The 12884-nt window shown below is 75.1% G+C and carries 10 protein-coding genes; 8 read left to right on the top strand and 2 right to left on the bottom strand.

Annotated elements, in window-relative coordinates; genetic code table 11:
• Positions 1-115: 115 nt before the first annotated feature.
• From P3T41_RS10380 to P3T41_RS10370, 3 genes are all read left to right on the top strand, one after another.
• Entirely contained in the window at positions 116-3625 is a 3510-nt protein-coding gene (locus tag P3T41_RS10380) for a BTAD domain-containing putative transcriptional regulator (protein WP_280689368.1), read from the top strand.
• A gap of 65 nt (positions 3626-3690) precedes the next feature.
• A complete protein-coding gene (locus tag P3T41_RS10375; RefSeq protein ID WP_280689367.1) occupies positions 3691-4119 on the top strand; it encodes an RDD family protein in 429 nt (142 codons plus the stop codon).
• Positions 4120-4288: 169 nt separating this feature from the next.
• A complete protein-coding gene (locus tag P3T41_RS10370; protein ID WP_348533639.1) occupies positions 4289-5173 on the top strand; it encodes an alkaline phosphatase family protein in 885 nt (294 codons plus the stop codon).
• Positions 5174-5250: 77 nt separating this feature from the next.
• On the opposite strand, the gene P3T41_RS10365 is transcribed toward P3T41_RS10370, so the two are convergent.
• Positions 5251-5793: a GNAT family N-acetyltransferase gene (locus P3T41_RS10365; protein ID WP_280689366.1), complete on the bottom strand. Its 543-nt coding sequence runs from the start codon at positions 5791-5793 to the stop codon at positions 5251-5253.
• Between the two features lie 146 nt (positions 5794-5939).
• On the opposite strand from P3T41_RS10365, the gene P3T41_RS10360 reads away from it, so the two are divergent.
• The 4 genes from P3T41_RS10360 (at position 5940) to P3T41_RS10345 (ending at position 11544) form a co-directional block, all read left to right on the top strand.
• Positions 5940-7031 (top strand): hypothetical protein, encoded by a 1092-nt coding sequence (locus P3T41_RS10360; protein ID WP_280689365.1) that lies wholly within the window; start codon positions 5940-5942, stop codon positions 7029-7031.
• Positions 7032-7052: 21 nt separating this feature from the next.
• On the top strand, positions 7053-8501 hold the full coding sequence (locus P3T41_RS10355) for a pyridoxal-dependent decarboxylase (RefSeq protein WP_280689364.1): 1449 nt from the start codon (positions 7053-7055) through the stop codon (positions 8499-8501).
• 93 nt (positions 8502-8594) lie between these two features.
• The gene (locus P3T41_RS10350; protein WP_280689363.1) at positions 8595-10031 is read left to right on the top strand and encodes a GNAT family N-acetyltransferase; all 1437 of its coding nucleotides are present in this window, start codon (positions 8595-8597) and stop codon (positions 10029-10031) included.
• Positions 10032-10272: 241 nt separating this feature from the next.
• On the top strand, positions 10273-11544 hold the full coding sequence (locus P3T41_RS10345) for a MurT ligase domain-containing protein (RefSeq protein ID WP_280689362.1): 1272 nt from the start codon (positions 10273-10275) through the stop codon (positions 11542-11544).
• On the opposite strand, the gene P3T41_RS10340 is transcribed toward P3T41_RS10345, so the two are convergent.
• Positions 11499-11951 (bottom strand): hypothetical protein, encoded by a 453-nt coding sequence (locus P3T41_RS10340; RefSeq protein ID WP_280689361.1) that lies wholly within the window; start codon positions 11949-11951, stop codon positions 11499-11501. The two genes, P3T41_RS10345 and P3T41_RS10340, sit on opposite strands and share 46 nt — an antisense overlap.
• 18 nt (positions 11952-11969) lie before the next feature.
• On the opposite strand from P3T41_RS10340, the gene P3T41_RS10335 reads away from it, so the two are divergent.
• Complete coding sequence (locus P3T41_RS10335; RefSeq protein WP_280689360.1) at positions 11970-12701, top strand: glutamine amidotransferase; 732 nt, start codon at positions 11970-11972, stop codon at positions 12699-12701.
• Positions 12702-12884 lie beyond the last annotated feature (183 nt).

Raw genomic sequence — 12884 nt, 5'->3', positions numbered from 1 at the left:
GCGAGCCCGCGCAGACCGGCCGGGCTGGTGCCCTCCCCTGTTGGGCACCAACCCGGCCGGGCTCGGTTGCCCTGAGCCTGCCGGAGGCCGCTCACGGGCGGGTAACATCCGGATAATGGACCATCAACAAGGGCCCGCAGACGCCGTTTCCCCCACCCCTGGCTCGACCGACCTGGCTTCGGCCGAGCCCGTGCGCACCGGCCCCCGCCTGCGGTTCGGCCTGCTCGGGCCGCTCACGGTCCAGGAGCAGGGCGGCGCCACGTTGCCGGTCAGCTCGCCCAAGTGCCGAGCCCTGCTGGCGATGCTGCTGCTGGAGCCGAACCGGGTGGTCTCCAGGGACCGGCTGACCGCGGCACTGTGGGGCGAGCACCCGCCGGCCACCGCACCGACCTCGCTCAACAACCACGTGGTCCAGCTGCGCCGGCTGCTCGACCGCGGCAGCCGGGGCCGCCTGCGCACCGTGCCGCCCGGCTACCTGCTGCAGGTCGACGACGAGGAGCTGGACAGCCGGCTCTTCACCACCCAGCTGGACGCCGCCCGCACCGCTCGCCGGCAGGAGGACTGGCAGGGCGTCAGCCGCCAGGCCGGCGCGGCGCTGGCGCTGTGGCGCGGCACCCCGCTGTCGGATCTGCCGACCCTCGCCGAGGAGGCGCTGCCGCACGTGCAGCGGCTGCAGGAGCTGCGACTGCAGGGCCTGGAGTGGTTCATCGACGCCGAGCTGGAGCTGGGCCGACCGCACGCGGTGGTCCCGGAGCTGAACCGGCTGACCGCCCAGCACCCGCTGCGCGAGTCCTTCCACCGCCAGCTGATGCTGGCCCTGCACCGCACCGACCAGCGGGCCGAGGCGCTGGCCGTGCACCGACGGCTGCGCCGCACCCTGGTCGAGGAGCTCGGCATCGAACCGGGGCCGAGCGTGCGGGCCGCCCATCAGGAGATCCTGCGGGCCGAGGCCACGACCGCCCCGCCGATGGTGCCGCCGCAGCGCACCGCCGAGCCCGTCCGCCCGGCGCCGGCCGAGGCGCCTGCGGTGGTGGCCGCCGGCGCCGGGCTGCCCAGGGACGTGGCCGGCTTCACCGGGCGCTCCGAGGAGCTGGAGCGGCTGCTCGCCGCCTGCCGGGCCGACGGCGCGGACGGCCAGGTAGTCGGGATCCACGCGGTGGACGGGATGCCCGGGGTCGGCAAGAGCGCGCTCGCGATCCACGCCGCGCACCGGCTGGCCGCCGACTTCCCGGACGGGCAGATCTTCCTGCCGCTGCACGCCCACACGCCCGGCACCCCGGCCGTGGAGCCCGCGGACGCGCTCACCGCGCTGCTGCTCACCATCGGCGTCTCCCCGCAGCAGATCCCGCCGGACCTGGACGCCCGGGCCAACCTGTGGCGCAGCCGGCTGGCCGGGCGGCGGATGCTGCTGCTGCTGGACGACGCCCGCAGCAGCGAGCAGGTCCGCCCGCTGATGCCCGGCACCCCCGGCAGCCTGGTGCTGGTCACCAGCCGGCGCCGGCTGCCCGCGCTCGGCGACGCGCTGCCGGTCACCCTCGGGGTGCTGCCGCCGCACGAGGCGGCCGCGCTCTTCACCGCCACCGCCGGCCGCCCCGACCTGGCGCCGGACCAGGAGGCGGTGATCGAGGTGGTGCGGCTCTGCGGCTACCTGCCGCTGGCGATCCACCTGACCGCCGCGCGGCTGCGGCACCGGCGTGCCTGGTCGGTGGCCGACCTGGTGCCAGACCTGGCCGCTGCGGCGGGCCGGCTGGGCGCGCTGCGCGCCGAGGACGTCTCGGTGGCCGCCGCCTTCGACCTCTCCTACCGGGATCTGACGCCCGCTCAACGCCGGCTCTTCCGCCGGCTCGGCCTCTTCCCGGGCGACGACTTCGACGCCCGGGCGGCGGCCGCGCTGGACGACAGCGAACTGCCCACCGCCCGGCGCCTGCTGGAGGAGCTGGAGGACCACCACCTGGTCGACGAGCCGGTGCGCGGCCGCTACCGGATGCACGACCTGATCCGCGAGCACGCCCGGGCGCTGAGCACCGAGGACGAGCCGGCGGCCCGGCACGCCGCGGTGGCCCGGCTGCTGGACTCCTACCTGGCGCTCGCCATCGAGGCCGGCGGACACCTGGCGATCCGCTGCCCGGGCCGGCCGAGCAGCGGCGAGCTGCCCACCGAGGAGGCGGCCCGGGCCTGGCTGCGCGCCGAGCGCGGCAACCTGCGGGCCGCCGTCGAGTACGCGGCCAGCCACGGGCACCCCCGGCACGCGGTGCAACTGCCCTCCGCGCTGCACGACTTCCTGCGCACCCAGGGCCACTGGAACCAGGCGCAGGCGCTGCACCGGATCGCGCTGGAGACCGCGCGGCTCACCTGCGACTGGCGCGGCCTGGCCGAGGCCCTCACCCACCTGGGCACCTTCCAGCGGCTGACCGGCGAGCACGAAGCGGGTGCCGACCACCTGCGCCAGGCGCTGGACCTGTTCCGGTCGCTCGACGAGCCGGGCGGGCAGGTCGCCGTGCTGATCCAACTCGGCGCGATGGAGCGCACCTTCGGGGACAACGGCAGGTCCCGGGAGCACTTCGCGCAGGCGCTGACCCTGGCCAGGAGCGCGCAGGACCGCCCCGGCGAGGCCGAGACGCTCAGCCAGCTGGCCATCCTGGGCCGGATCACCGGCGAGCACACCGAGGCGACCGAGCACGCGGTACGGGCGCTGGCGCTCTTCCAGGAACTCGGCAACCGCACCGGCCAGACCGCGGCGCTCAGCGAGCTGAGCCTGATCCAGCAACTGACCGGCGACCTGGCCGGTTCCGAGGCCAGCCTCTGCCAGGCGCTGGAACTCTGCCGGGCCCGCGACGACCGGCCCAGCGAGGCGTACGCGCTGGCCAGCCTGGGCTCGCTGCAGCAGCTGACCGGGCGCTTCCAGGAGGCCGAGCGGACCCACCAGCAGGCGCTGACCCTCTATCAGGGCCTGGGCAACCGGATCGGGCACGCCAACGCGCTGATGGCGCTGGGCGCGGTGCGGCTGGTCACCGGGCAGTACGCGGCGGCCGAGCGGGACCTGGGGCGGGCCGGCCTGATGTACCACGAGCTGGACGAGGCCCGCGGGCGGATGAACACCCTGGCGTACCTGGGCGTGCTGCGGCAGGCGACCGGGCGGCACCAGGAGGCGGTGCTGAACCTGCGTCAGGCGCTCGCGCTCTACCGCGAGCAGGGCGACCTGCTCGCCGAGTCCCGGGTGCTCGCCTACCTGGGCGACGCGCTGGTCTCCACCGGTGAGCACGCGGCCGCCGCCGACCACCTCGGGCAGGCGCTGACGATCTGCCAGGAGCGCGGGGACCAAGCCGGCGAGGCGGAGGTGCGCAACCTGCTGGGCCACCTGCTGACCGTGACGGGCGAGCAGGCCCGGGCGCACACCGAGTTCGCCGGCGCGCTGAACAGCGCGCTGGCCGCCGGCTCTCCGCTGGAGGAGGTCCGCGCGCTGGCCGGGCTGGGCGCCGGCGACCTGCGGGCCGGGCGCCGCTGCGAGGGCACCGGCCGGCTGCGCCAGGCGCTGACCCTGGCCCGCCGGCTGGGCGTCCCGGAGGCGGCCCGGATCGAGGCGTTGCTGGCGGAGCTGCCGGCGGGCCTGGCCGCCGCCGGCTGACGGCGGGTCAGCCCGGCCGGCGCAGCCGGGCTTGCGGCGCACAGGTCGACTGGCAGGCTGGAGGCGTGGCGGACCTGGAGGAGAGCACGGTGAGCAGCGCGCTGGCCTATACCCACTGGTCGGTGCGTGTGGTGTCCTTCGTGATCGACATGCTGGCCTGCTGGTCGCCGAACATCATCGCGGGGGCGATCGACTCGCACAACGGCGCGCTGCAGGTGGGCATGCTGGCGGTCTCCGTGGCGCTGCTCGGGTACAACCGCTGCCACCTGGCCGGGCGCACCGGGCAGAGCTGGGGCAAGCGCCTGATGGGGACCGACCTGGTGGGTCTGGACACCCAGGAGCCGATCGGTGCACGGCGGGCGTTCCTGCGTGATCTGGCGCATCTGCTGGACACGCTGTCCTGCTTCCTGGGCTGGCTCTGGCCGCTCTGGGACGACCGGAAGCAGACCTTCGCGGACAAGCTGGCCGCCACCGCGGTGCTGGGCGGCGACTGAGCGCGCCGCGCACCGCCGCCGGGCCCCGGTCACCGCCCCGATCCGGGCACCCGGTTCCGGTCCTGCCGGCGTGGCGGTTAGGGTGCGGTTCACGTCCGGTTGGCTGTGCAACTCCGAGCTGTGCAACTCCGACCGGATGACGTCTGCACCTGAACGATCGGAGTCACCCGTGTCCAGCCTCTGGCCCGCCGGCCCGCGCCGCGTCCTGGTCGTCGGCATCGACGGCGTCCGCCTCGACCTGCTGCCCGAGCTGGACACCCCGCATCTGGACGCGGTGGCGGCCGACGGCTTCCTGGCCCCCGTCGAGGTGGACGAGGCCACGCCCACCATGTCGGGACCGTGCTGGGCGACCATCGTCACCGGGGTGACGGTGGCCAAGCACGGCGTCTTCGGCAACCACTTCGGCGGCAACCGGCTGGACGTCTTCCCGGACTTCACCACCCGGCTGGCCGAGGTGCACCGGCGCCGGACCTTCGCGGTGGGCGGCTGGGAGCCGCTCTTCCTGGCCCGCCAGGGCGGCCCGCTCTTCGCCGCGCCCGGCCGGCTCTCCTACATCGCCCCGCTCGAGGACACCCCGCAGGCCTGGGAGGTCTGCGACGAGCGGGCCACCACCGAGGCGGTCGCCGTGCTGACCGGTGACGAGGAGCCGCAGGCCGGCTTCGTCTACCTGGGCGCGGTGGACGAGACCGCGCACTTCCTGGGCTGCGGCGAGGAGTACCGCCGCTCGATCGAGGCCGCCGACGTGCGGCTCGGCCGGCTGCTGGCCGCGCTGCGGGCCCGCCCGGGGTACGCCGAGGAGGAGTGGACGGTGATCGTGGTGACCGACCACGGCCACGTCGACCAGGGCGGCCACGGCGGGCGCAGCACCCTGGAGCGCACCGCCTGGGTGGCCGCCAGCGGCCCGGGGCTGCCGCCCGGCGGCGAGGTGCTGCCGGTGCGCCACGTGGACGTGGCCGCGCACGTCTACGCGGCGCTGCAGATCGTCCCCGACCCGCACTGGACCCTGGACGGCCGGCCGTTCACCCCGGTGAGCGCCATGGAGCCGGCCCGCTGAGGCCGGTACGGGCCCAGACTTCGACGGGCTCAGACTTCGACGGGCCCGGACTTCGATAGGCCCGGACTTCGACAGGCTCAGACCAGCGCCTTGACCAGCCGCTCGAAGGCCAGGTCAGGGCGCTTCGGCACACCGAAACGCTCGTCGCCGTACGGGAACGGCGAGAGTTCACCGGTGCGGGTGAAGCCACGGCGCTCGTACCAGGCGATCAGGTCCTCGCGCTGCACGATCACCGTCATCTCCAGCTCGCCGGCGCCCCACTCGGCGCGGGCGAACCGCTCGGCCTCGGCGAGCACCGCCCGGCCCACCCCGCCACCCTGCTGGGCGGGCCGGACCGAGAACATCCCGAAGTACGCGCCGCCCGGGCGCCGCTCCACCGTGCAGCAGGCCAGCAGCTCGCCGGTGTCGGCCCGCTCGGCGAGCAGCACCCGGGTGTCGGGGCGGGCCAGCGTCTCGGCGACGGAGTGCTGGTCGGTGCGCTGCCCGTCCAGCAGGTCGGCCTCGGTGGTCCAGCCGACCCGGCTGGCGTCGCCGCGGTAGGCGGACTCCACCAGGTCGACCAGTGCGGGGATGTCCTGCTCGGTCGCGGGACGGAAGGCCAGCGGGGCGGCGGTTGCCATGGGCGTGCTCCAGACGGCAGACAAGGCGTCCTGGCATGGTGCCACGGCGACCCCCCGGATGGACCAGTAGGGCGCGGGGCTGGGCCGGTCGCGGGTGAGGATGAGACGGTCCGTAACCGTCCGATCACCCGGGAGTGCTGAGCCGCATGCAGCCGCGCGTCTTCGCCATCATCACCGCGGTCCTGCTCGGGGCGCTCGGCCTCGGGGCGGTGGCCGTCACCGACTGGACCCCGAGCGCCGCCTCGACCGCGGGCCGGGCCGCGCCGGCCGCGAAGGCGGTCGCCGCCTCCGCCTCCCCCACCGGCGATCCGGCGGTCTGGACCCGCAGCACGCTGCGCAACAAGCTGATGGCCGAGATGGCCGCCACCGACCCGGGTGTCGCGCTGGCCGACCTGGACAAGATCACCAAAGCGAAGCCGTACACCGTCCGGTTCTGCCACCCGATCGCGCACGAGCTGGGGCACACGGCGGTCAAGCGGTACGACTACGACTTCGCCAAGGTGCTCTCCTTCCCGCACGACACCTGCGCGTCCGGGTACCTGCACGGCGCGGTCGAGGAGATGCTGGCCGCCTCCACCGACCCGGGCACCGACCTGCTGAAGCTCTGCCAGCCCCAGATGACCGGCCCCTGCGTGCACGGCACCGGCCACGGCACGATGTTCGTCACCAAGCAGAACGTGCCGGCCGCGCGCGACCTGTGCAGCAAGTACGGCTCGCAGAACCGGATCATCACCTGCTCCGAGGGCCTCTTCATGCAGCTCTTCGGCCCCGACGAGGAGGACGAGAACGCCAAGGCGCAGCTGCCCGCCGACAAGCTGGCCGCCGAGCCGCTCTATCCCTGCCCCGAGCAGCCGTCGCTCTTCCAGTCGGCCTGCTACTTCTACGCGCCGACCTTCTTCCTCTCCTCGCACGACTACCCGAACCACCCCGAGGTCTACGCCCAGGCGCTCAAGTGGTGCCTGAACGCCCAGGCCACCGGCGGCGCGGGTGACTGCAGCCGCGGGGTCGGCTCGCGCACCATGAAGTACAACCTGGACCGCGAGGACTGGGTGGGCCAGCAGTGCGCGAGCGCGGCGGACAGCTGGCAGCGCAAGTCCTGCGTGGACGGGATGGTGAGCTACTACACGGTCAACTACACCGACCCGGGCGCCGCCGGGCGGCTCTGCGCCAAGCTCACCGACCAGGAGATCGCGCGGGACTGCCGCTCCTCGGCGCACCTGTCCGGATCACTCGACTGACCGGCACGTAGCATCGGCGGCATGTCCGAGCCGTCCTTCCGCGAAGCCGCCCACGCCACCGCCGACCTGGTCGCCGACTACCTGGCGGCGGTGCCCGAGCGGCCGGTCTGGCAGCCGATGGACCCCCGGGCGCGGGCTCGGCTGCTGGACGCGCCGCTGCCCGGCGGCGGGCGCGACCTGGCGCAGCTGCTGCGGGTGATCGAGGCCGAGGTGCTGCCCGCGCCGATGGGCAACGGGCATCCGCGGTTCTTCGGGTGGGTGAACTCGGCGCCCGCGCCGGCCGGCGTGCTGGCCACGCTGGCCGCCGCCGCGATGAACCCGAGCTCGGCGGGCGGCGACCACGCGGACGTGCACCTGGAGCGGGCGGTGGTGCGCTGGCTGGCGGAGCTGGTCGGCTTCCCGCACCAGCCCGGCGCCGGGCTGCTCACCTCGGGCACCTCGATGGCGACGATCGTCTGCCTGGCCGCCGCGCGCGGCCGGGCGGCGGCCAGGGCCGGGCACGACGTGCGGGCCGACGGGTTGGCCGGGCTGCCCCCGCTGGTCGGCTACCTCAGCGCGGAGACCCACTCCTGCGTGCGCAAGGCCGCCGAACTGCTGGGCCTGGGCAGCCGGCAGCTGCGGGTGGTCGCGGGTGACGCCGAGGGGCGGCTGGACGCCGCGGCGCTGCGCGCGGCCATCGCCGAGGACCGGGCGGCCGGGCGGCTGCCGTTCCTGGTGGTGGCCTCGGCCGGGACGGTCAACACCGGCGCGGTGGACCGCTTCGAGCCGATCGCCGACCTCTGCGCCGAGCAGGGCCTGTGGCTGCACATCGACGGCGCGTACGGGGCGTTCGGGGTGCTGGACCCCGCGATCGCGCACCGCTACGCGGGTCTGGCCCGGGCCGACTCGCTGGCCCTGGACCCGCACAAGTGGCTGGGCGTGCCGGTGGACTGCGGCTGCGCGCTGGTGCGGGACGCCGAGCAGCTGCGCGGGACCTTCAGCCTGGTCCCGGCCTATCTGCGCGACGAGGAGGCCGGCGGTCTGGGCTGGTCCTCCGGGTTGGGCTGGTTCTCCGAGTACGGCATCGAGCAGACCCGCCCGTTCCGCGCGCTCAAGGTCTGGGCCACCATCGCGCACCGGGGCCGCGACGGCCTCGCGGCCGACATCGCGCACTGCACCCGGCTGGCCCGCCGGCTCGGCGAGCTGGTCGAGGCCGATCCCGAGCTCGAGCTGCTGGCGCCGGTGGAGACCTCGATCGTGGCCTTCCGGGCCCGCCCGGCCGGCCTGGCGCCGAGCGAGCTGAACGCGCTCAACCAGGCGCTGCCGCTCGCGGTGCAGCGCCGCGGGCAGGCCTTTGTCACCGGCACCGTGCTGGCCGGTCGGGAGGCGTTGCGCGCCTGCCTGCTGAACGCCGCCACCACGGAGCCGGACCTGGCCGTGCTGCTGGCCGAAGTCCACGCCGCGGCAAGCGATCTGACTACCCGACAGTAGGGACGACCAGCACCGTTGGTTTCTTCGCAGACATTTACCGTCCGGTCATAACAGATTCGTGATCGTGAAACACCAGCGCGTCATGGTGGGGGCATGACTCGATCGCCGTTCCCTGCCCAGCACCCCGACCAGCCCGCCGGCCGGCCGGCCCAGCGGCCCTCCCGGGCCCAGCGCCGGCGGGCCAGGGCCGACCGCTGGCGCCGCGAGACCGTGGAGCTCGCGGCCGTCTTCATCGCGGTGGCCACCGCCGACCTGATCGCCAACGTGGTGGTGCACGGCCACGACGGCCCGGTGCTGCTGGCCGCCTCCGCCGTCGCACTGCTCGGCACAGCGGTGTTCCACAGCTGGTGGGCACACCGCCATCCCGAAGGACCGCCGGGCCCCGATCCACTGGCCGGGCCGGAGCCGGCCGCCGTCGGCCCGGCCGGCCCGCTGCCCGAGCAGACCCGGCTCTGGCGGCTGCGGGCCACCGTCTCGGACGCGCCCGGCTCGCTGGCGGCCGTCAGCACGGCCCTGGCCGAGCTGCGGATCAGCATCATCTCGCTGCAGACCCACCCGCTGCCGGACGCCACGGTGGACGAGTTCCTGCTGCGCGCCCCGCGCTCGCTGCCCCGCCCCGCCCTGACCGAGGCGGTGGCCCTGGCCGGCGGCCGGGAGATCTGGACCGAGCCGGCCGACGCGCACGACCTGGTGGACGTGCCGACCCACGTGCTGGCGCTGGCCACCCGCACCGCGCTGGACGCCGCCGAGCTGCCGGTCGCGCTGCGCCAGCTGTTCGGGCAGGTCACCATCCGGCAGTTCCCGGCCCGCGGCGAGGACCAGCGGCCCGCGCCGAGCCTGGCGGGCCCGGTGATGCTGCTGCCCGCGCCCGGCGGCGAGCTGATCGAGCTGTCCCGTCCGCACCTGCCGTTCACGCCGACCGAGTTCGCCCGGGCCAAGGCCCTGGTCGAGCTGGACACGGTGCTCGGCCCCCGGGTGCCCAAGGTCGAGGACCACCTGCGGCTGCCGGGCGGCGGGCCGCACGGCGAGGAGCTGACGGTCCGTCGGGCCCGCTCCGACGACCGGGCGGCGGCGCTGGCCATGCACCGACGCTGCTCGCCGGCCACCCTGCGCCGCCGCTACCACGGCCCGGTCGCGGACGCCGACCGCTACCTGGGCCACCTGCTCGACCCCCGGCACGGCCAGACCCTGACCGTGGAGACGGCCGACGGGCGGCTGGTGGCGCTCGCCCACCTGATGTGGGACGGCGACAGCGCGGAGCTCGCCGTCCTGGTGGAGGACGCCTGGCAGCGCCGGGGTCTGGGCCTGGACCTGCTACGCCGGATGGCCGCGCTGGCCGCCGAGGCCGGCGTGGCCACCGTCTACGCGGTCACCCAGGCCGGGAACACCGCGCTGATCAGCGCGATGCGGCGGCTCGAACTGCCGCTGGACTACCAGGTGACCGACGGCACCCTGGTGATCACCGCGCACCTGGCGGGCGCGGCGGAGCAGCTGCCGAGCCCGTGGCCGTCGGTGCCCGGGGGACGCTGAACGGACGCGTCGGTGCGGGCGGGCCCGGTGGACCGGGCCCGCCCGCACGGCGTTCGCACCGGGCGGCGGCCGCGCGTTCGCGCCGGTCGAAGGGGTGTCAGGCGCCCGACCAGGCACGGCAGCAAGGGGGCCGTGGCTCGGTCTGCTTCCGATGAGCCGTTAGGCTGGCCCCGTCCATGCCACCCGACGGCCCCGTGCGAGGTCAGAGGGGGGTCGTCGCCTAGAGGAGGAACCCCTGAGCATGCCAGGCACCGGATCGGAGGCCGCAGCCACCGGCGCGCGCGACTCCTCACTGCCCGCCCGCTCCAAGCTCGCCGTCACGGCGGGCAAGGTGGCTGCCGCCGCCTCCCGCTCGGTCGGCCGCGGCAGCGGCTCGGTGATCGGGGGCAAGGTCGCGCTCAGGCTCGACCCCGACCTGCTCGCCCGCCTCGCCGACCACCTGGACGTGGTCCTGGTCAGTGCCACCAACGGCAAGACCACCACCACCCGGCTGATCGCCGAGGCGCTGCGCGCCGCCGGTCCGGTGGTCTCCAACGCGCTGGGCGCCAACATGCCGGCCGGCATCACCTCCGCGCTGGCCGGCGGCTCGGACGCGCGCTACGGCGTGATCGAGGTGGACGAGAAGTACCTGGCGAACGTCGCCCGGGACACCCACCCCAAGGCCATAGCGCTGCTCAACCTCTCGCGCGACCAGCTGGACCGGGCCGCCGAGACCCGGATGCTGGCCGAGAAGTGGCGCGAGGGCCTGCAGGGCACCGACGCCGTGATCATCGCCAACGCGGACGACCCGCTGGTGACCTGGGCCGCCTCCTCCTGCCAGCGGGTGGTCTGGGTGGCCGCCGGGCAGGCCTGGAAGGAAGACGCCTGGTCCTGCCCGTCCTGCGGCGGCGTGATGCAGCGCCCCGGCGACGACTGGTACTGCCAGGAGTGCGGCTTCCGCCGACCGCAGCCGCACTGGGCGCTGCAGGGCGGCCACGTGATCGACCCGAACGGCGCCGCCTGGCCGATCCACCTGCAGCTGCCGGGCCGGGCCAACCTGGCCAACGCCACCAGCTCGGCCGCGGTGGCCGCGGTCTTCGGCGTGCCGCCGCAGACCGCCCTGGAGCGGATGCAGTCGGTCACCGCGGTGGCCGGCCGCTACGACGTGGTCAACTACCAGGGCCGCGACGTGCGCCTGCTGCTGGCCAAGAACCCGGCCGGCTGGCTGGAGACCTTCTCGCTGATCGACGGCCCGCCCGCGCCGGTGATCCTCTCGGTGAACGCGCTGGACGCCGACGGCACCGACACCTCCTGGCTGTGGGACGTGGACTACGAGCGGCTGCACGGCCACCCGGTCTTCGTGATGGGCCAGCGCCGGCTGGACCTGGCGGTGCGCCTGGAGGTGGCGGGGCTGCAGTTCCACGTGGTGGAGACGCTGGAGGAGGCGGTCCGGATGGCGCCGCCCGGGCGGATCGAGGCGATCGCCAACTACACCGCGTTCCAGCAGCTGCGCAAGGCGGTGGCCGGGTCATGAGCACTCCCCCGCAACAGCCCGGCTACGGTCAGCAGCCCGGCTATCCGCAGCAGCCGGGCTACCCGCAGCACCCCGGCCACCCCCAGCAGGGCGGCCAGCAGCAGGGCCACCCCCAGCAGGGCGGCCAGCAGCACCCCGGATACCCGCAACAGCAGCCCGGTCAGCCGTACCCGGGGCAGCCGTACCCGGGCCAGCAGCCGCCCGCCGGCTACCCCCAGCAGGGCGGGCCCCAGCACGGCGGCCCCCAGCAGGGCGGTCAGCACCCCGGATACCCGCAGCACGGCGGCCAGCAGCCGGCCTATCAGCAGCCGGGCCAGCAGCCCGGCTACCCGGCCCAGCCCGCCCAGCCCCAGGCCGTCCAGCAGCAGCCCGCGCAGCCGGGCCGGCCACAGCCCGACCCGCAGCACTATGGAAGGCCTTCCAGGATGAGCGACAGCAGCCTGCGGCTGGTCTGGATCTACCCTGACCTGCTCAGCACCTACGGCGACCGCGGCAACGCGCTGGTCGTGGAGCGCCGGGCCCGCCAGCGCGGGCTGAACGTGCAGCGGGTCGACGTGCGCTCCGACCAGCCCGTCCCGACCAGCGGCGACATCTACCTGATCGGCGGCGGCGAGGACCGCCCGCAGCGCCTGGCCGCCGAGCGGCTGCGCCAGGACTCCGGGCTGCCGCGCGCGGTGGACAACGGCGCGATCGTCTTCTCGGTCTGCGCGGGCTACCAGATCCTGGGCCACGAGTTCATCAACGACCTGGGCCAGCGCGAGCCGGGCCTGGGCCTGCTGGACGTCTGGTCCACCCGCGGCGAGGGCGCCCGCAACGTCGGCGACGTGCTGGCCGAGCCGGACCAGCGCCTGGCCCTGCCCACCCTGACGGGCTTCGAGAACCACCAGGGCGTCACGCACCTGGGCCAGGGGGTCGCGCCGCTGGCACACGTCACCGCGGGCGGCGGCAACGGCGACGGGACCGGCACCGAGGGCGCCTGGCGGGACACCGTCTTCGGCACCTACCTGCACGGCCCGGTGATGGCCCGCAACCCCGCGGTCGCCGACCTGCTGATCAAGCTGGCGCTGGACGTCAACGCGCTCCCGCCGGCCGACACCACCTGGTACGACGCGCTGCGCACCGAGCGGATCGCGTCCACCAGCCGCCAGCCCGCCTGACCCGCCCGTCTGACCGGCCCGCCTGACCAGCGGGTCGCACCGGCCCACCGGGCGGACCCGCCGGCCCGCGACGTTCAAGGGATCGTCGATCGGGCCGGTCCACCCTCGGGGGCGTCCTGACAGCCCGTCAGTCGGTCCGAGTGAACGTTCTCCGCCCGCCGGGTGTCCAGCATCCGGCGGCGG

Origin of the sequence: Kitasatospora sp. GAS204B (assembly GCF_029892155.1) — a bacterium.
Classification (GTDB): domain Bacteria; phylum Actinomycetota; class Actinomycetes; order Streptomycetales; family Streptomycetaceae; genus Kitasatospora.
The sequence above is the reverse complement of the archived record's forward strand: the minus strand, read 5'-3'. Positions and strand labels throughout refer to the sequence as shown.

Coding starts and splice junctions, on each gene's coding strand:
- P3T41_RS10380 (WP_280689368.1), top strand. CDS start 116: ATGGACCATCAACAAGGGCCCGCAGACGCCGTTTCCCCCACCCCTGGC.
- P3T41_RS10365 (WP_280689366.1), bottom strand. CDS start 5,793: ATGGCAACCGCCGCCCCGCTGGCCTTCCGTCCCGCGACCGAGCAGGAC.
- P3T41_RS10360 (WP_280689365.1), top strand. CDS start 5,940: ATGCAGCCGCGCGTCTTCGCCATCATCACCGCGGTCCTGCTCGGGGCG.
- P3T41_RS10355 (WP_280689364.1), top strand. CDS start 7,053: ATGTCCGAGCCGTCCTTCCGCGAAGCCGCCCACGCCACCGCCGACCTG.
- P3T41_RS10350 (WP_280689363.1), top strand. CDS start 8,595: ATGACTCGATCGCCGTTCCCTGCCCAGCACCCCGACCAGCCCGCCGGC.
- P3T41_RS10345 (WP_280689362.1), top strand. CDS start 10,273: ATGCCAGGCACCGGATCGGAGGCCGCAGCCACCGGCGCGCGCGACTCC.
- P3T41_RS10335 (WP_280689360.1), top strand. CDS start 11,970: ATGAGCGACAGCAGCCTGCGGCTGGTCTGGATCTACCCTGACCTGCTC.